Origin of the sequence: Nocardioides sp. BE266 (assembly GCF_031457855.1) — a bacterium.
Classification (GTDB): Bacteria; Actinomycetota; Actinomycetes; order Propionibacteriales; family Nocardioidaceae; genus Nocardioides.
In genome coordinates this window covers 639,677-656,880 of record NZ_JAURTI010000004.1, presented here as the reverse complement: position 1 = coordinate 656,880, position 17,204 = coordinate 639,677, and the positions used below count along the sequence as shown (strand labels likewise).

The 17,204-nt window shown below is 71.5% G+C and carries 16 protein-coding genes; 10 read left to right on the top strand and 6 right to left on the bottom strand.

Going from position 1 to position 17,204, the window contains the following annotated elements; genetic code table 11:
- Window positions 1–88 precede the first annotated feature (88 nt).
- The gene (locus tag J2X46_RS15505) at window positions 89–1,669 is read right to left on the bottom strand and encodes an amino acid permease (RefSeq protein ID WP_310252052.1); all 1,581 of its coding nucleotides are present in this window, start codon (window positions 1,667–1,669) and stop codon (window positions 89–91) included.
- A 146-nt stretch (window positions 1,670–1,815) separates the two neighbouring features.
- Between J2X46_RS15505 and J2X46_RS15500 the strand changes: the two genes are divergently transcribed.
- The 5 genes from J2X46_RS15500 to J2X46_RS15480 all read left to right on the top strand — a co-directional run bounded on the left by J2X46_RS15500 (window position 1,816) and on the right by J2X46_RS15480 (window position 6,979).
- Window positions 1,816–2,550: an FCD domain-containing protein gene (locus J2X46_RS15500; RefSeq protein ID WP_310252050.1), complete on the top strand. Its 735-nt coding sequence runs from the start codon at window positions 1,816–1,818 to the stop codon at window positions 2,548–2,550.
- A gap of 40 nt (window positions 2,551–2,590) precedes the next feature.
- Window positions 2,591–3,958, top strand: a complete 1,368-nt coding sequence (locus J2X46_RS15495; RefSeq protein WP_310252048.1) for a glutamine synthetase family protein — start codon at window positions 2,591–2,593, stop codon at window positions 3,956–3,958.
- 89 nt (window positions 3,959–4,047) lie between these two features.
- A complete protein-coding gene (locus J2X46_RS15490) occupies window positions 4,048–5,400 on the top strand; it encodes an aldehyde dehydrogenase family protein (RefSeq protein ID WP_310252047.1) in 1,353 nt (450 codons plus the stop codon).
- Between the two features lie 77 nt (window positions 5,401–5,477).
- Window positions 5,478–6,257, top strand: a complete 780-nt coding sequence (locus tag J2X46_RS15485) for a 3-oxoacyl-ACP reductase (protein WP_310252045.1) — start codon at window positions 5,478–5,480, stop codon at window positions 6,255–6,257.
- 11 nt (window positions 6,258–6,268) lie between these two features.
- Complete coding sequence (locus J2X46_RS15480; RefSeq protein ID WP_310252044.1) at window positions 6,269–6,979, top strand: gamma-glutamyl-gamma-aminobutyrate hydrolase family protein; 711 nt, start codon at window positions 6,269–6,271, stop codon at window positions 6,977–6,979.
- 3 nt (window positions 6,980–6,982) lie between these two features.
- Here the strand turns inward: J2X46_RS15480 and J2X46_RS15475 are convergent, their stop codons facing one another.
- Both J2X46_RS15475 and J2X46_RS15470 read right to left on the bottom strand, forming a co-directional pair.
- A complete protein-coding gene (locus tag J2X46_RS15475; protein ID WP_310252042.1) occupies window positions 6,983–7,444 on the bottom strand; it encodes a VanZ family protein in 462 nt (153 codons plus the stop codon).
- Window positions 7,445–7,451: 7 nt separating this feature from the next.
- Entirely contained in the window at window positions 7,452–8,894 is a 1,443-nt protein-coding gene (locus J2X46_RS15470; protein ID WP_310252040.1) for an aminotransferase class V-fold PLP-dependent enzyme, read from the bottom strand.
- Between the two features lie 64 nt (window positions 8,895–8,958).
- Here J2X46_RS15470 and J2X46_RS15465 point away from each other — a divergent pair, with 64 nt between their 5' ends.
- From J2X46_RS15465 to J2X46_RS15445, 5 genes are all read left to right on the top strand, one after another.
- A complete protein-coding gene (locus J2X46_RS15465; RefSeq protein ID WP_310252038.1) occupies window positions 8,959–10,599 on the top strand; it encodes a bifunctional 3'-5' exonuclease/DNA polymerase in 1,641 nt (546 codons plus the stop codon).
- A gap of 525 nt (window positions 10,600–11,124) precedes the next feature.
- Window positions 11,125–11,970 carry a hypothetical protein gene (locus tag J2X46_RS15460; RefSeq protein ID WP_310252036.1) on the top strand — a complete coding sequence of 282 codons (846 nt, stop codon included), beginning with the start codon at window positions 11,125–11,127 and terminating at the stop codon, window positions 11,968–11,970.
- Window positions 11,967–12,479: a hypothetical protein gene (locus J2X46_RS15455; protein WP_310252035.1), complete on the top strand. Its 513-nt coding sequence runs from the start codon at window positions 11,967–11,969 to the stop codon at window positions 12,477–12,479. Before J2X46_RS15460 ends, J2X46_RS15455 begins: the two co-directional genes overlap by 4 nt.
- A gap of 81 nt (window positions 12,480–12,560) precedes the next feature.
- On the top strand, window positions 12,561–14,267 hold the full coding sequence (locus J2X46_RS15450; protein ID WP_310252033.1) for a BCCT family transporter: 1,707 nt from the start codon (window positions 12,561–12,563) through the stop codon (window positions 14,265–14,267).
- A gap of 27 nt (window positions 14,268–14,294) precedes the next feature.
- Window positions 14,295–14,876 carry a LysR substrate-binding domain-containing protein gene (locus J2X46_RS15445; protein WP_310252031.1) on the top strand — a complete coding sequence of 194 codons (582 nt, stop codon included), beginning with the start codon at window positions 14,295–14,297 and terminating at the stop codon, window positions 14,874–14,876.
- Window positions 14,877–14,882: 6 nt separating this feature from the next.
- Here the strand turns inward: J2X46_RS15445 and J2X46_RS15440 are convergent, their stop codons facing one another.
- From J2X46_RS15440 to J2X46_RS15430, 3 genes are read right to left on the bottom strand one after another with little or no spacing between them, the layout of a single operon-like run.
- The gene (locus tag J2X46_RS15440) at window positions 14,883–15,035 is read right to left on the bottom strand and encodes a hypothetical protein (RefSeq protein WP_310252030.1); all 153 of its coding nucleotides are present in this window, start codon (window positions 15,033–15,035) and stop codon (window positions 14,883–14,885) included.
- Between the two features lie 40 nt (window positions 15,036–15,075).
- A complete protein-coding gene (locus tag J2X46_RS15435; RefSeq protein ID WP_310252093.1) occupies window positions 15,076–15,729 on the bottom strand; it encodes a sulfotransferase in 654 nt (217 codons plus the stop codon).
- 5 nt (window positions 15,730–15,734) lie between these two features.
- On the bottom strand, window positions 15,735–17,168 hold the full coding sequence (locus J2X46_RS15430; RefSeq protein ID WP_310252091.1) for a GuaB1 family IMP dehydrogenase-related protein: 1,434 nt from the start codon (window positions 17,166–17,168) through the stop codon (window positions 15,735–15,737).
- Between the last annotated feature and the right edge of the window lie 36 nt (window positions 17,169–17,204).

The following is a 17,204-nucleotide window of genomic DNA, read 5'->3' as shown; positions in this document are numbered from 1 at the left end:
ACGACCGCACCAGACCAAGAGAGGCGCCGTCAGACCACGCCGGTCCGGCGGCGCCTCACCCTGCCCATTGACAGCGGGGCCCTACATATCAGTCGAAGGCGTCGACGACGTCCTGGTCGATCGTCTTGACGGGGCCCTTGAACCAGGTCTTGGCGGAGACCTGCCACCACAGGAGGAGCAGCAGGAGCACGCCGAGCACCATGAGCGGTGCATAGTTCACCGCGGCCCAGTCGAACTCGTCGCGCCACGGCGCACCGAAGGGCGAGGTCGGCATCATCAGCATGATGCCGACGACGACGATCTCGATCACGGCGACGAGGTTCATCCACTTGTACTTGCTGCCGTTGTTCCAGCTGCCGACCTCGAACGAGTCGCCGGCTCGCCAGCGCAGGTAGATCGGGACGGCGAAGGAGAAGTAGAGGCCGATGACCGAGACCGAGGTCACGGCGTAGAACGCGGTCGGGATGCCGTTGACCGACTTCAGCGCCGGGAGCGTGATGATCGCGCCGAGGACCGCCGCGAAGATGACCGCGTTGGCCGGGGTGCGCTGGGCGTTCACCTGGGACCAGTAGCGCGAGCCGGGGACCGCACGGTCGCGGCTGAAGGCGAACATCATCCGTGAGGTGGACGTCAGGCAGGCAGTCGCGCAGAACAGCTGGGCGCACGACGAGATGAAGAGCAGCAGCCCGCCCCACGTCGAGCCGAGCGCGGCGTCGAAGACGTAGGCCACACCGCCGGCGGGGATGCTGGCGTAGTCGGGGGCACCGTCGACCTGCGGGATCGCGAAGGTGACTGCCAGCAGCAGGATGTAGCCGCCGACGGCCGAGTAGAAGATCGACTGCCAGATGCCCTTGGCCGCCGTCTTCGCCGCGCCCTGCGTCTCCTCGGACAGGTGCACCGAGGCGTCGAACCCGGTGATCGTGTACTGGGTGAGGATGAAGCCGAACGGGATGATCGCGAAGAAGAAGACCAGGCTGCTCGTCGACCCGTCGGACCAGCCTGAGCCGTTGTAGGTGTCGGTGAACACCTGCGAGACGCTGAGGTGCTGGTCGGGGACGATGATCAGGACGAGCACGAGGAACGCCGCGCCTGCGACGTGCCACCACACCGAGATGTTGTTGATCACGGCGAGCAGGTGGCTCGAGAAGATGTTCACCACCGTGATGAACACGAGGATCACGAGGAAGAACAGGAAGACCGTGTTCAGCGAGAACTCGTCCTGCCAGCCCCAGGCCAGGAACGTCAGGTGGAAGAAGGTCGCGCACCCGTAGGCCACCGACGCCGTCACGGCGATGAGCCCGATCAGGTTGAGCCAGCCGGTGAAGAACCCGGCCGCGGGTCCGCCCAGCTTGGACGCCCAGTAGTAGATGCCGCCCGAGGTCGGCATGGCCGAGACGAGCTCGGACATCGTGAAGCCGATGATCAGGATGAAGACCGAGATGATGGGCCAGGACCAGGAGATCGAGACCGGGCCGCCGTTGGCGATGCCGGCGCCGTAGGTCGTGAGGCACCCGGCGAGGATCGAGATGATCGAGAACGAGATCGCGAAGTTCGAGAAGCCGGACCAGGAGCGGGCGAGCTCCTGCTTGTAGCCGAGCTTGGCCAGGTGTTGCTCGTCATCGGACAGGTGGTGCTGGGCCGGTGGCTCGGAGATGGACTCGGGGGACATGGGCGCACACCTCTCGGAGGTCAGTGGGTCGTCGGCAACCTAGACCCGCTCTTGCCCGCTTGTGAATACCTCGGCCCAGAACTCCGAGAAATTGGTATGAACTCCGACCATTGACGTGAGGGACGAACGTCAACAGACTGACCCGCATGACCGCCCAGCCGCACGAGCACCTCACCTCCGCGGTGCTCCGGCCGGTCCGCGGTCACCACGCTTTCGAAGGCTGTGTCGAGCAGCTCGCGACGGCCATCCGGCTGGGCGTCTACCCCGTGGGGAGCCAGCTGCCCCCGGAGCGTGAGCTGGCCGAGCGGCTCGCAGTGAGCCGCGCGACGCTGCGCGAGGCGATCGCCGCCCTCCGACAGGCGGGACTGGTCGAGACGAGGCGCGGACGGGGCGGCGGTTCCACGGTCACGTCGCAGGCGCGCGGCCGGTTCACGGGCGGGTTGGCGAAGGTTTCCGCGGCCACCAAGGCGGAGTGGCTCGACGCCCTCGAGTTCCGCCGTGTCGTGGAGCCCGGGGCGGCGCACCTGGCCGCCAGCCACGAGCTGACCGGTCCAGACCGCGACCGGCTCACGGCCTCCGAGGCGGCCGTGCACGACGCGTCCGGGAAGCGCGCCCATCGGCAGGCCGACTCCCGCCTCCACCTCACCATCGCGTCGCTGAGCGGGTCCGCGCTGCTCCAGCAGGCGGTCACGGCCGTCCAGTCCACCCTCGACTCGATGCTCGGCGCCATCCCGGCGCTCGAGCCCAACATCGGCCACTCGCACCGCCAGCACCACCTCATCTGCACCGCCATCCTCAACGGGCGCCCCGACCGGGCCCGCAAGGTGATGGAGGACCACTGCGACGACACGGCCGCGCTGCTGCGCGGCCTGCTCGTCTGACCCGACCGCACCGCAGCCCGACCGCAGCCAGGGAGACCACGTGAGCACACGCAACGACCGCCACCTGACCATGGAGGCGCTGCGCCAGCGCATCGACGCCGGCGAGGTCGACACCGTCGTGCTCGCCTTCACCGACATGCAGGGCCGGCTACAGGGCAAGCGGCTGCACGGGCGCTACTTCCTCGACCACGTGGTCGGCCACGGCACCGAGGGCTGCAACTACCTGCTGGCGGTTGACGTCGACATGAACACCGTCGACGGCTACGCGATGACGTCGTGGGAGCAGGGCTACGGCGACATGGAGTTCGTCATGGACGAGCAGACCATCCGGCTGCTCCCCTGGCTGCCGGCGACGGCGATGGTCCAGTGCGACCTGGAGTGGACCGACCACCGCCCGGTCGTGGCGAGCCCGCGCTCGATCCTGAAGGCCCAGCTCGACCGGCTGGCCGAGCGCGGCATGGTCGCGATGGCCGGCACCGAGCTCGAGCTCGTGATCTACGACGACACCTACGAGGACGCCGCGCGCAAGCACTACCGCGACCTCACGCCGGCCAACCAGTACAACGTCGACTACTCCATCCTCGGCACCACCCGTGTCGAGCCGCTGCTGCGCGACATCCGTAACCACATGTACGCCGCCGGGCTCGACGTCGAGGGCGCCAAGGGCGAGTGCAACTTCGGCCAGCACGAGGTCGGCTTCCTCTTCAACGACGCGCTCACGACGGCCGACAACCACGCCGTCTACAAGAACGCCGCCAAGGAGATCGCCGCCCAGCACGGAAAGTCGGTGACCTTCATGGCCAAGCCCAACCAGCGCGAGGGCAACTCCTGCCACATCCACCTGTCGCTGCGCGGCGCCGACGGCGAGCTCGTCTTCTGGGACGAGGAGTCCGGAGGCCGTACGCCGCTCTACGACAGCTTCATCGCGGGCGTGCTCGCCACGGCAGCCGACTACACGCTGTTCTTCGCACCCAACATCAACTCCTACAAGCGGTTCGCCGACGGCTCGTTCGCGCCGACCACGCTCGGCTGGGGCCTGGACAACCGCACCTGCGCGGTCCGCCTCGTCGGTCACGGCGCGGGCGCGCGGATGGAGAACCGCATCCCCGGCGCCGACGCGAATCCGTACCTCGCGCTCGCCGCGATGATCGCCGGCGGCCTGCACGGCATCGACGAGGGCCTCGAGCTCGAGCCCGAGCTGACCGGCAACGCCTACGCCTCCGACAAGCCGCGCGTGCCCAGCACGATGGGCGAGGCGCGCGAGCGGTTCCTCACCTCCGAGGCGGCCCGCGCCGCCCTGGGCGACGAGGTCGTCGAGCACTACGCCAACATGGCCGCGATCGAGCTGGCCGCCTACAACGCGGCCGTCACCGACTGGGAGCTCGTCCGCGGCTTCGAGCGGCTCTGAGAGGAACTCATGAGCGAGCGAAGCGAGCGAATCATCAAGCACAGCGCGCCACGAGCCTCGTGCGCGCACGGAGCGAAGCGAGTACGTGCATGAGTTTGCTGATCAACCCGACCACCGGCGCGGAGCTGGACCACTCCCCCGCGTCCGCCTCGCTCGAGGAGGCCGACGCGGTCATCGCGCGGGCGCACGACGCGTTCGCCGCTTGGCGTGACGTCGCGCCCGGCGAGCGGGCGCGGCTGCTGCGTGCCTTTGCGGCGATCGTCGACGCCCACATCGAGGAGCTGGCCCAGCTCGAGGTCCTCAACGCCGGCCACACGATCGGCAACGCGAGGTGGGAGGCCGGCAACGTCCGCGACTGCCTCAACTACTACTCGGCCGCGCCGGAGCGGCTCTTCGGCCGCCAGATCCCGGTGCCCGGCGGCACCGACATCACCTTCCACGAGCCGCTCGGCGTGGTCGGGATCATCGTCCCCTGGAACTTCCCGATGCCCATCGCGGCCTGGGGCTTCGCACCGGCGCTCGCCGCTGGCAACACCGTCGTCCTGAAGCCCGCCGAGCTCACCCCGCTCACCGCGATCCGGATCGGCGAGCTGGCGATCGAGGCGGGCCTGCCCGAGGGCGTGCTGAACGTGGTCCCCGGCAAGGGCTCGGTCGTCGGCGAGCGCTTCGTCACCCACCCGCTGGTCCGCAAGGTCTGCTTCACCGGCTCGACCACCGTCGGCAAGCGGATCATGGCCGGATGCGCCGACCAGGTGAAGCGGGTGACCCTCGAGCTCGGCGGCAAGAGCGCGAACGTGATCTTCGCCGACACCGACGTGCCCGCGGCGGCCGCCAGTGCGCCGTACGCCGTCTTCGACAACGCGGGCCAGGACTGCTGCGCGCGCTCGCGGATCCTCGTGCAGCGCTCGGCGTACGACGAGTTCGTGGGGCGGTTGGAGACCGCGGTGCGGGCGCTCAAGGTCATCGACCCGGCCGACGAGCAGAGCGAGATGGGCCCGATGGTGTCGTCGGGCCAGCGCGACGCCGTGCAGTCCTACATCGACAACGCGCACATCGCCTTCACCGGCAGCGCGCCCGACGGTCCGGGCTGGTGGCTGCCGCCGACGGTCGTGGAGTCCACCGACACCAGCGAGGCGGTGTGGCGCGAGGAGGTCTTCGGGCCCGTCGTGGCGGTGATGCCGTTCGACGACGAGGACGAGGCGGTCGCGCTGGCCAACGACAGCGACTACGGCCTGTCCGGCTCGATCTTCACCTCCGACGTCAGCCGCGCGCTCCGCGTGGCCCGACGCGTCGAGGCCGGCAACCTCTCGGTCAACAGCCACTCCTCGGTCCGCTACTGGACACCGTTCGGCGGCTACAAGCAGTCCGGCCTCGGCCGCGAGCTCGGTCCGGACGCGCCCGACGCGTTCACCGAGGAGAAGAACGTCTTCATCGCCCACTGATCCCCGCACGCAGATCTCGATACGGCCGCTCGTACCTCGCGGCCTACTCGATCACCGAAGGAAGAAGGCACACAGACATGGCAGGACGCATCGAGGGCCGCACGGCCGTCGTCACGGGCGGTTGCAGCGGCATCGGCCTCGCGACCGTACGGCGCTTCGTCGAGGAGGGCGCCCGGGTCGTCATCGGCGACATCGACGACGCGTCGGGCGAGGCGCTGGTCGCCGAGCTCGGCGGACCCGACGTGGCGACCTACGTGCACGTCGACGTGACGTCGAAGGAGGAGGTGGACGCGCTCTTCAAGACCGCGAAGGACACCTACGGCTCGGTCGACATCGCGTTCAACAACGCGGGCATCAGCCCGCCGGAGGACGACTCGATCCTCGACACCGACCTCGACGCCTGGCGCAAGGTGCAGGAGGTCAACCTGACCAGCGTCTACCTGTGCTGCAAGGCCGCGCTCCCCTACATGCTCGAGCAGAAGCGCGGCTCGATCATCAACACCGCGTCGTTCGTCGCCGTGATGGGCGCGGCGACCTCGCAGATCTCCTACTCGGCGTCGAAGGGCGGCGTGCTGTCGATGTCGCGCGAGCTCGGCGTCCAGTTCGCCCGCGAGGGCGTCCGCGTCAACGCGCTGTGCCCGGGACCGGTCAACACCCCGCTGCTCAAGGAGCTCTTCGCCAGCGACGCCGAGCGGGCCGCGCGCCGCCTCGTGCACGTGCCGATGGGCCGCTTCGGCGAGCCGGAGGAGATGGCCAACGCCGTGCTCTTCCTCGCCTCCGACGAGTCGAGCTTCATGACCGCGAACACCTTCCTCGTCGACGGCGGCATCTCGGGCGCCTACGTCACCCCGCTCTGAGGGGAGCCCGGATGGACGCGCCCCTCGTCGGGCTGACGACGTACCGCCAGCGGGCCGCGTGGGGTGTCTGGGACACGCGCGCGGACCTGCTGCCGACGGAGTACGCCGCCGCGGTGGAGGCTGCGGGTGGCGTGCCGCTGCTGCTGCCTCCCGTCGCCGCGGCGGGAGCCGCCGAGCGGGTGGTGACGCGGATCGACGCGCTCGTCATCTCCGGCGGGGCGGACGTCGACCCCGGGCAGTACGGCGCCGAGCCGCACGAGCGGACCGCCGGCTGGCAGCCCGACCGCGACGCCTGGGAGCTCGCCCTGCTGACCGCCGCCGACGCGGCGGGCCTGCCCGTGCTGGGGATCTGCCGCGGCATGCAGCTGATGGCGGTGCACGCGGGCGGGACGCTCGACCAGCACACGCCCGACCTCGTCGGCCACGAGACGCACTCGCCCGGCGGGGACGTCTACGGCTCGATCGACGTCGCGACCGAGCCGGGCTCGCGGCTGGCGACCCTCGTCGGACCACAGGTCGAGGTGGGCTGCCACCACCACCAGTCGGTGGCGACGCACCCGGGGTTCACCGCGGTCGCACGGGCGGCCGACGGGACGCTGGAGGCGATGGAGGCCGCGGGTGACAGGTTCCGGATGGCCGTGCAGTGGCACCCCGAGACGCGCGTCGAGATCGGGTTGATGGCCGGCCTCGTGGCGGCGGCACGCGCCCACGCGGCGCGCTAGGGGTCAGTAGCCCCGGGCGCGCTCGCGTTCACGCCGGCGGCGCATCGTGGCGGGCAGCGTGAGCACGATCGCCACGGCGATGCCGACGAGCATGCCGATGGAGTTGGCGGCGACGTCGCGGGGGTCGGAGACCCGTCCGGGGATCTGCTTCTGGACCGTCTCGATCATCGAGGTGAGCACGATGCCGGCGGCCAGCGCCACGAACCACAGCCGCGTCCCGACGAGCAGGACGAGGAAGACCCCGAGTGGCACGAACAGCCCGATGTTGGCGAGGAACTCGATCCGGTCGATGCTCAGCCGGCTGGTCAGCGGATCGAGGTCGGGGTAGCGCTCCAGGCGCGCGAGGATGCGTCCCGCGAGGCTCGCGTAGTCGGGCTGGTCCGCAGCCGGGGTCAGCGTCACCAGGCCGACGAACCCCAGGTAGAGGAGGGTCAGCAGGCTCAGGAACGGGTGGCGGTGCAGCACGCGACCATCATCCGGGTCCGTCCAACGCCCCCGGTGCCGTGACGCGCAGGGTGGCGAGGGTCGGGTCGGCGGCGTAGGCGATCCGGACACCGGCGTCGCGGGCGTGGGCCAGCGCCTCGAGCGTCTCAGCGGTGACGCGCTCCCCCGGCGCCAGGACCGGGATCCCGGGCGGGTACGGCGCGACCAGCTCGGCACTCGTCCGGCCGACCGCCCCCTCGAGCGGGACGCTCCCGGCTGCGGCGAAGAACGCCCGCCGGGGAGGTAGGTCGGCCACCGGCTCGACGCGGTAGGCGGCAGGCCCGGCGACCTCCCGGGCGACGCCGCGACGGTGCTCGACCGAGCGGATCACGGCGTCGGCCAGGGCGCCGACGGTGTCGGCGGTGTCGGCCAGCGAGACGATCGCGACGAGGACGTCGCGGTCGGCGGACTCGACCGGGAGGCCGGCCGCGAGGAGGTCCTGCTCGACCGCGTTGCCGTCGGCCCCGCTGCCCGAGAGGACGACTGTGAGTTTGAGCGGGTCGACGCCCGGACCGTCGAGCACGGCGAGCCCGTCGACGGAGGCGAGACGTTCACGCGCGGTCCGGGTCGCCTCGATCGCCGCACCGAGGAGCTCCTCGCCGTCCCGCTCGAGCAGGGCTCGGGCTGCATCAGTGCTGGCCAGGATCGCGCCGGCCGGGGAAGTGGTCGCGGTGGCCTCGACTCCGGCGTCCAGCCGCGCCGGGTCGACCCGATCCGTGCGGGCGAGGACCAGGGCGGCCTGGCTCCAGGCGGGAAGGGTCTTGTGCGCGCTGGTGACCATCACGTCCGCGCCGAGCTGGAGCGGGTGGCGGGGCAGGTCCGGGTGGAAGCCGAAGTGCGCGGCCCAGGCCGCGTCGACGACCAGCGGCACGCCGTGGTCGTGCGCGGCGTCGGCCAGGCCGGCGACGTCACCGACCGTGCCGACGTAGGACGGGTCGCCGACGAAGACGGCCCGCGCCTCTGGATGGGCCTCCAGCGCACGTCGTACGGTCTCCGGGGCGACGCCGAGCGGCAGCCCGGTCCCGGGGTCGACCTCGGGCCGCACCCACACGGGCGTGAGCCCGGCGAGCACGAGCCCGAGCAGCATCGACCGGTGCAGCGTCCGGCTGACGACCACCGTGTCGCCGTCGTCGGCCACGGAGAGCGCGACCGCCTGGTTGGCGTGGGTCGCGCCGCCGGCCGAGAACCGGCAGACGTCGGCACCCCACAGCAGCGCGGCGCGGCGCTCCGCCTCGCTGAGGACGCCGGTGGTGAGCTTCATCGTGTCGAGCCCGGCGTAGAGCGGCACGTCGCCGGCGACGACGTCGCCGACCAGGTCCGTGCGCTGCTTGTGCCCGGGGATCGTGAACGGCGTCGGCGGCTGCTCTCGGAAGCGCAGCCAGGCGTCGAGCAGCGGCGCGTCACCCCGGAGCCCGCGCGGATCGGTCGGCATGCGAGCACCCTAGGGAACTGCGTCGGTCCAGCGGAGCGTCGGTGGCGTGGGAGAAGGTGTCCCCATGACCCGGGTCCAGCTCTCCCGCCTCCCGGGCGAGCGGGTGCGGGTGAGCGAGGACAGCGCCTCGCACGAGGTCGACCTCGCCGACCTGGCGGCGTACGTCATCGGGCGCGAGCAGGCGGACGCCCCGCGCTGGGTGTGGGACGACACCGCCCGGTGGTACCCGGACCTGCTGGCGGCAGGCGTGCGCGTCGCGCGCTGCCACGACCTGCGGCTGTGCCACCACCTGCTCCGGCGCGCACCCGAGGTGGACCCGAGCCTCCTGGCCGGGCCCGAGTCGCAGCAGTGGGACCGGCTCGGACCGGCGGTCGCGACCGAGCCCGTGCTGTTCAGCGCCGACGACGCGGCCGAGCACCTCAGCGCCGACGCCGAGGACGACCGGCAGCTGACGGCGATCGCTGCGTCCCCGGAGGCCGTCCGGCTCCGGCTGCTGGTCGCGGCCGAGTCCGCCAGTGCGCTCGCGGCGGCCGAGATGACCTACGCCGGGGTGCCGTGGCGCGTCGACCTGCACGAGGCGCTCCTGACCGACCTGCTGGGACCGCGACCTCCGCGCGGCGCCCGGCCGCGGCTGCTCGAGGACCTCGCCGGCGAAGTACGCCGCCTGCTGTCCGCCCCCGCGCTCAACCCCGACTCCCGGCCCGACCTCATCGCCGCCCTCCGCCGCAACGACGTCGACGTGCCCGACACGCGGGCCTCGACGCTGCGGGCCGTCGAGCACCCGGTGACCGAGCCGCTGCTGCGCTACAAGAAGCTCGCCCACCTCTTCCAGACCAACGGGTGGGCGTGGATCGACGAGTGGGTCAGCGGCGGCCGCTTCCGGCCCGTCTACCAGCCCGCCGGGTCGGCCACCGGGCGGTGGTCGTCCAACGGCGGTGGTGCGCTGTCCTTCCCGGTGCAGGTGCGCTCGGCCGCCGTCGCCGACGAGGGCTGGGTGCTCGTGGTGGCCGACGTGGCGCAGCTCGAGCCGCGGATCCTCGCCGGGATGAGCGGCGACCGGGCCCTGGCCCGCGCGGCCCGCGGTGCCGACCTCTACCAGGGGATGGTCGACGACGGCGCCGTGAAGACCCGGCAGGACGCCAAGCTCGGCCTGCTCGGCGCGATGTACGGCGCCACGAGCGGCGAGAGCGGCCGGATGCTCGCCGACCTCAACCGCCGCTACCCCGCGGCCTTCGGCCTGGTCGAGGAGGCGGCGCGGGCCGGCGAGCGGGGCCAGGTCGTGCGCACGCTGCTCGGCCGCGGGTGCCCGGCCCTCGGCGGCTCGTGGGACGAGTCTCCCGATGCGCCGCCTGCCGACCTCACCGACCAGGACCGGCACCGTCGGGCCTACGGCCGCTTCACCCGCAACTTCGTCGTGCAGGGAACGGCGGCCGAGTGGGCCTCCTGCTGGATCGCCGACCTGCGCAACCGGCTGTGGCGCCTGGCGGACGACGGCCCGGTCGACGCGCGACCGCACCTGGTCTTCTTCCTCCACGACGAGGTCGTCGTGCACGCGAGGGCCGACCTGGCCGAGGCCGTCACCGCCGAGGTCACAGCTGCCGCGGCGACGGCCGGGTCGCTGCTCTTCCGTCGCGTCGACCTCGACTTCCCGCTCAACGTCTCGGTCGTCTCGTCCTACGCCGACGCCGGCAAGCCCGGGACCTAGGTCACCGCCACCGGCGACCATCGCCCCTGCACCCCCGCACCGCTCCGGCGGAGGCTGGTGGTGAGGCAGGAGGCACTCCGATGAGCACGATGTCACAGCCGAGGGCAGCTGTCGCCGCGACCCGACCGACAAGCACGCGCGCCGCGTCCGTACGTCGCTTCGTCGGAGGCTTCTACCTGGTGATGGGCGGCATCAACGCGGGGCTCGTGGTCGCCGACCCGCAGGTCTACCGGACCTTCGCGGACGGTGCCTACTGGTCGTTCGTCACCTCGGTCTGGCACGGCGTGGTGATGGCACACCCGCTGGTGTGGATCCTGCTGCTGGCCGGCGGCGAGGTGACCCTCGGCGTGCTGCTCCTCCGCGGCGGGCCCGCGGTGCGAGCCGGGTGGGCCGGCGTGATCGCCTTCCACGTCCTGCTGATGGCGTTCGGCTTCGGCTTCTGGATTTGGAGCGTGCCCGCGCTCGCGCTGCTGGTGCCGGCCGCCCGCGCCGACTGGCCATCCGCCGGTGTCTCCTCGCGTGCCCGTGCCCCGACCCGCAGAGGCGGTCGGGGCGGGCAGCGTCGCCCGCACGCCCACGACCCTCTGGTCGAGCGTCGCGCTGTCCACCGCCGTGCTCGCCTCGTCCCTCTACGGGCTCCTCGCGACCACGCCCTACCGCGACCTCCCCGACGCGACCGTCCTGTCGGCACGCGCGCAGGACGCCTGCAGCATCGCGGTCGCCGGCCTGCTGGTGCTCCTGGTGCTCCGCCCGCTGGAGAGGCCCGCCGCCCACCTGGCCAGGCTCGGCCTGCTGGCGTACCTCCTCTACAGCTACCTGATCTACGTGACCGGCGTGCCGATGAACCGGATGTTCCTGGTGTACGTCCTGATCGTCGGCCTCTCCGCGGCCGGCCTCCTCGGCGGGCTGCACGACCTGCTGCAGCGCCCGTTCCCGACCACCGCGTCGCCGCGCCTGGTCCGCACCACGGGCTGGGTGCTGGTCGTCACCGCGGTCCTGTTCGCCGGACTCTGGCTGTCCGCACTGGTGCCGTTCGCGCTGGGCGGCGACCGGCCGGAGCCCGAGGGCATCGGCGGCACGCCGTACCCGATCTTCTACCTCGACCTCGCCCTCGTGCTCCCGGCGCTGGCCGCCGTCGGGACCCTGCTGCTGCGGGGGCGCGCAGCTGGCCCCTCGCTCGCTGCGGTCGCGATGCTCAAGATCCTCACCCTCTTCACCGCCCTCTGGGCTGGGCCGGTCGTGGCCCTCGCGTCCGGCACGGACGTCCATCTCGGCCACGATGCCGGGCCGAGCCTCGTCCTCCTCGCGGCCAGCGCCTGGCTGTCGGCGCTCTGGCTCAGGTCCTTCCACACAGAACGGAGCGCACGATGAGCACCCTGGTCGTCCACGAGTCCCACTGGGGCAACACCCGGCAGGTGGCCGAGGCCATCGCCGAGGGCCTGCTGGCCGGTGCTGCCGGCCCGGTCACGGTCGTCGACGTCGGTGCGGCACCGTCACCGCTGCCGGCCGACGTCGACCTGCTCGTGGTCGGCGGTCCGACCCACGCCTTCTCGATGAGCCGCGCCACCACCCGGCAGGATGCACACCGCCAGGGTGCCGAGCCCGGCCACGAAGCAGTCGGCATCCGCGAGTGGCTCGGGTCCCTCCCCGTGGGGGAGGTCCGACCCGCCGTCGCCACCTTCGACACCCGGGTCACCCAGGTCCGGAGGCTGCCGGGGTCCGCCGCCCGGGCCGCCGCGAAGCTCGCCGGACGCCACCACGTCGGCGAGGTCGTCGACACGGCGTCCTTCTACGTCGACGACTCCCCCGGCCCGCTGGCCGACGGCGAGCTCGACCGCGCCCGGTCATGGGGCCTGGCGCTGGCGTCCCGTACCCGCTGACTCTGTGGGTCTTCTCACTGCGTGAGCGAGGAACTCCCGGCTCAGGTTGCTCGACGCCAAGATTCTTGATCTTGTCGAGAGATGGCCACAGGAATCGAACATCCCCGCGACCTGCCCACACCCGACCTGCCCACGATCGACGTCCACCCCGCCCTCGACGCCGCGATCGAGCCGACCGCGCCCCGCGAGACCGGCCTGGACAAGGTCGTCTTCGGCGTGACGGCGCTCGTCAGCCTGGCCTTCCTGGTGTGGGGCTTCGTCAGCACCGACAGCCTCGCCGACGCCTCCGCGAGCGGCCTGGCGTGGACGATGGAGAAGACCGGCTGGCTCTTCGTGCTGACCTCGAGCGCGTTCGTGGTGTTCGTGATCTGGCTGGCGCTCGGCAAGTTCGGCAACATCCCGCTCGGGCGCGACGACGAGGAGCCGGAGTTCAAGACGATCTCGTGGGTCGCGATGATGTTCAGCGCCGGCATGGGCATCGGCCTGATGTTCTACGGCGTCTCCGAGCCCATCACCCACTTCGTCACGCCCCCGCCCGGCACGGGTGATGCCGGCAACCCGGAGGCCGCGCAGACCGCGATGGCCACCACGATGTTCCACTGGACCCTCCACCCGTGGGCGATCTACGCCGTCGTCGGCCTCGCAGTGGCGTACGGCGTCTACCGCAAGGGCCGCCTCCAGCTGATCAGCTCGGCCTTCGAGCCGATCCTGGGCCACCACGCCCACGGCCTCGGCGGCAAGGCGATCGACATGTTCGCCATCTTCGCCACGCTCTTCGGCTCCGCCACCTCGCTCGGCCTCGGCGCGCTCCAGATCGAGTCGGGCCTGCAGATCGTCGCCGGCATCGGCGACACCGGCAACGCCGTCCTGGTCGGCATCATCGCCGTCCTCACCGCTGCGTTCGTGCTGTCCGCCGTCTCCGGCGTCGCCAAGGGCATCCAGTGGCTCTCGAACATCAACATGGTGCTCGCCGTCGCCCTCGCCCTCTTCGTCTTCATCGTCGGCCCGACCGTCTTCATCCTCAACCTCGTGCCGACCTCGATCGGCAGCTACGTCGCCGACCTCCCGATGATGGCCGCGCGCACCGCCGCCGAGGGCGCCGAGACCAGCGACTGGCTGTCCAGCTGGACCGTCTTCTACTGGGCCTGGTGGCTGTCCTGGACGCCGTTCGTCGGCATGTTCATCGCCCGCATCTCCCGCGGCCGCACCATCCGCCAGTTCGTCACCGGCGTGCTGCTCGTGCCGAGCCTGGTCAGCGTCGTGTGGTTCTGCATCTTCGGCGGCGCGGCGATCGACCTGCAGAAGAACGGCACCGACATCGCCGGCGCCGGCGGCCTGGAGCAGCAGCTCTTCAGCACCCTCGAGGCCTACCCGCTGGCCACCGTGTCCAGCATCGTGGTGATGGTCCTGGTCGGCATCTTCTTCGTCTCCGGCGCCGACGCCGCCTCGATCGTGATGGGCTCGCTCTCCGAGCGCGGCACCATCCACCCGAGCCGGCCGACGGTGATCTTCTGGGGTGTCGCGACCGGTGCGGTCGCTGCGGTCATGCTGCTCGTCGGCGGCGAGGACGCGCTCAGCGGCCTCCAGACCATCACGGTGATCGCGGCCCTGCCGTTCGTCCTGATCATGGTGGGTCTCGCCGCGGCACTGGTGAAGGACCTCGGCCAGGACCCGATGGTCGTGCGCCGCAAGTACGCCATCGAGGCCGTCGAGGCGGCCGTCATCACCGGTGTCACCGAGCACGGCGACGACTTCGTGCTCGCCGTGGAGCGGGACCCGGAGGCCTGACGGCGGCCACGTCGTAGGGTCGCTCGCATGATCGCCCCTCTCCGCGTCGGATTCGTGACCGGCTCGACCCCCGACAAGTGGGCGCGGCACTGGCGTGACTGGCGCAAGGAGTCGCTCCACCTGGTGCCGACCACGGAGGCCGACCAGCTCGACGGCGTGCGCGACGGCAGCCTCGACATGGCGATCGTCCGGCTGCCCGTCGACCGCGACGGCCTGCACCAGGTGCGGCTCTACGACGAGCTCCAGGTCGCGGTGGCCTCCCGCGAGCACGTCCTGGCCGCGGCCGACGAGGAGGTCACCACAGCAGACCTCGTCGACGAGCAGCTCGTGCGCCCCCACTCCAGCGGCTGGGTGCCGACCGCCGAGCAGCTCGACTGGCCGCCGATGACCGAGCAGGAGGCGATCGAGACGGTCGCCGCCGGCACCGGGGTCGTCATCCTCCCGATGTCGGTCGCCCGCCTCCACCAGCGCAAGGACGTGGTCACCCGCGTCGTCTCCGACCTCGAGCCGACCACCGTCGCGCTCGTCTGGAAGGTCGAGCGCGACGACGAGGTCACCCAGGCGTTCGTCGGCGTAACGAAGGGGCGTACGGCGAACACCTCGCGCTGACGTGCGTCAGTCTCCGAACGCTCCGCTGACCGCCATCAGGCCGACCATGATCACGAGGGCCGGCATCAGCACCCAGAAGTAGCGCAGGTCGAAGTACTTCTTCTTCTCGTCCGGGTCCCACGGACCCTGCTTGTCGTGGCTTCCGGGGTTGATGATCATGGGCGCACTTTCTCACAGACCCGTCAGGGATGTCCTGACCTCACCGGTGCTTGCCGATCCGCGAGTGCGGGGTGGCCATCACGGACTCGATGCGGTTCTGGTCGTAGACCTCACCCAGCCAGTCGAACAGCCCGCGCAGCACCTCCGGGTCGGCGACGTAGTCGTCGTAGTGGACCCGGTAGGCCGCGTCGCCGAGCCCCTCAGCGGTCGCGAGGATCTTGTCCTCGATCGCCTGCACCTGGGACAGCGGGTCGTCCTTGTGCGTCCAGTAGTTGCTGGCCGCGACGTCGGGCAGGTGGCGCGTGTTGACCACGAACCGCGCGCCCGGGAAGACCTGGCGCAGGAAGTCCACGTAGTCGGGGAGGTCGGCGTCGTACCAGCGGATCTCCTTGTAGCCGGTGACCCGGGTGTCGTGCTCGGGACGCAGCAGCGTCGCCTCGGCGAGCGAGCGGATGTGCTGCAACGACGCGACCTCGGGGAAGCCCTCGATGCCGAACCACGGGTGCGTGGGCTGGCTCGCGCGCTCGGGGTCGACCCGTGCCTTCTCGGACAGCCCGCTGCGGTGGAAGTCGTAGAGGTGCCGCATGGCGTGGCGGTTCTCGCCGCGCAGCAGCCACCCGGGGATCGAGTTGAGGATGCCCATCAGCAGGGTCGATCCCGACCTGCCGTAGGTCATCACGAAGACGTGCTGCATGTCCTTCACCAGGACTTCTCGAGCGGACGGCCCTCGTGGAAGCCGGCGGCCGACTGGACGCCCACCAGCGCCCGCTCGTGGAGCTCGACGAGGTCGCGCGCACCGGCATAGGTGCACGACGATCGCACGCCGGAGCAGATCTGGTCGATGAGGTCCTCCACGCCCGGTCGCTGCGGGTCGAGGTACATCCGCGAGGACGAGATTCCCTCCTCGTAGAGCCCCTTGCGGGCCCGGTCGTACGACGACTCGCCCGCGGTGCGGTTGGCCACCGCGCGGGCCGAGGCCATCCCGAAGGACACCTTGAACGGACGTCCGTCGGCGTCGTGCATGAGGTCGCCGGGCGACTCGTGGGTGCCGGCGAACCAGGAGCCGATCATCACCGACGAGGCGCCGGCGGCCAGCGCGAGCGCGACGTCACGCGGGTGCCGCACTCCCCCGTCGGCCCACACGTGCTTGCCGAGCTCGCGCGCCGCGGCAGCGCACTCGACCACGGCGGAGAACTGCGGCCGGCCGACGCCGGTCATCATCCGCGTGGTGCACATGGCGCCCGGTCCGACGCCGACCTTGACGATGTCGGCGCCTGCCTCGATCAGCGCGCGGGTTCCCTCGGCGGAGACCACGTTGCCGGCGGCGATCGGGACGGTCGGCGACAGGGCGCGGACCGCCTGCAGCGCCTGGACCATCCGGTCCTGGTGGCCGTGCGCGGTGTCCACGACGAGGCAGTCGACGCCGGCGTCGAGGAGCTCGGCGGCGCGGTCGGCCACCTCGCCGTTGACCCCGACGGCAGCGGCGATCCGGAGCCCACCGGATGCGTCCACGGCCGGCGTGTAGAGCGTGGCCCGCAGCGCACCGAGACGGGTCAGCACGCCGACCAGCTCGCCCGTCTCGGACACCGCCACGGCCAGGGGCGCCTTGGCGCGCTCGATGGCGTCGTACACCTCGCGGGGGTCGGTGGTCGCCGAGACGGTCACGACGGCGGGGTTCATCACCGACGCGACCTGGGCGAACCGGTCGACCTCGGCGCAGTCGGCCTCGGACACCACGCCGACCGGGCGGCCGTCCTGCACGACGACGGCGGCCTTGTGGGCGCGCTTCGGCATCAGCGACAGGGCCTCGGCGACCGTCTGGTCGGGGCGCAGCTCGATCGGGGTGTCGAAGACGGTGTGCCGCCGCTTGACCCACGCGACCACGTCGGCGACGACGGGGATCGGGATGTCCTGCGGGATGACCGTGATGCCGCCGCGTCGCGCGACGGTCTCGGCCATCCGCTTGCCGGCGATCGCCGTCATGTTGGCGACCACGAGCGGCAGGGTCGCGCCGGTGCCGTCGGAGGTGGCCAGGTCGACGTCGTAGCGGCTGGCCACGGTCGAGTGCCGGGGCACCATGAAGACGTCGTCGTAGGTCAGGTCGTGCCCGGGGGCGTCGTGGAGGAACTGCACGTGGGGTGACTCTACGCGGCGGACCCCGGCAGTCTC

What these genes read in the sequence shown, in the direction of transcription:
- J2X46_RS15505 (WP_310252052.1), bottom strand. Translation starts at nt 1,669, where the DNA reads ATGTCCCCCGAGTCCATCTCCGAGCCACCGGCCCAGCACCACCTGTCC.
- J2X46_RS15470 (WP_310252040.1), bottom strand. Translation starts at nt 8,894, where the DNA reads ATGCCGACCGATCCGCGCGGGCTCCGGGGTGACGCGCCGCTGCTCGAC.
- J2X46_RS15445 (WP_310252031.1), top strand. Translation starts at nt 14,295, where the DNA reads ATGATCGCCCCTCTCCGCGTCGGATTCGTGACCGGCTCGACCCCCGAC.
- J2X46_RS15480 (WP_310252044.1), top strand. Translation starts at nt 6,269, where the DNA reads ATGGACGCGCCCCTCGTCGGGCTGACGACGTACCGCCAGCGGGCCGCG.
- J2X46_RS15485 (WP_310252045.1), top strand. Translation starts at nt 5,478, where the DNA reads ATGGCAGGACGCATCGAGGGCCGCACGGCCGTCGTCACGGGCGGTTGC.
- J2X46_RS15450 (WP_310252033.1), top strand. Translation starts at nt 12,561, where the DNA reads ATGGCCACAGGAATCGAACATCCCCGCGACCTGCCCACACCCGACCTG.
- J2X46_RS15435 (WP_310252093.1), bottom strand. Translation starts at nt 15,729, where the DNA reads ATGCAGCACGTCTTCGTGATGACCTACGGCAGGTCGGGATCGACCCTG.
- J2X46_RS15490 (WP_310252047.1), top strand. Translation starts at nt 4,048, where the DNA reads ATGAGTTTGCTGATCAACCCGACCACCGGCGCGGAGCTGGACCACTCC.
- J2X46_RS15500 (WP_310252050.1), top strand. Translation starts at nt 1,816, where the DNA reads ATGACCGCCCAGCCGCACGAGCACCTCACCTCCGCGGTGCTCCGGCCG.
- J2X46_RS15440 (WP_310252030.1), bottom strand. Translation starts at nt 15,035, where the DNA reads ATGATCATCAACCCCGGAAGCCACGACAAGCAGGGTCCGTGGGACCCG.
- J2X46_RS15465 (WP_310252038.1), top strand. Translation starts at nt 8,959, where the DNA reads ATGACCCGGGTCCAGCTCTCCCGCCTCCCGGGCGAGCGGGTGCGGGTG.
- J2X46_RS15455 (WP_310252035.1), top strand. Translation starts at nt 11,967, where the DNA reads ATGAGCACCCTGGTCGTCCACGAGTCCCACTGGGGCAACACCCGGCAG.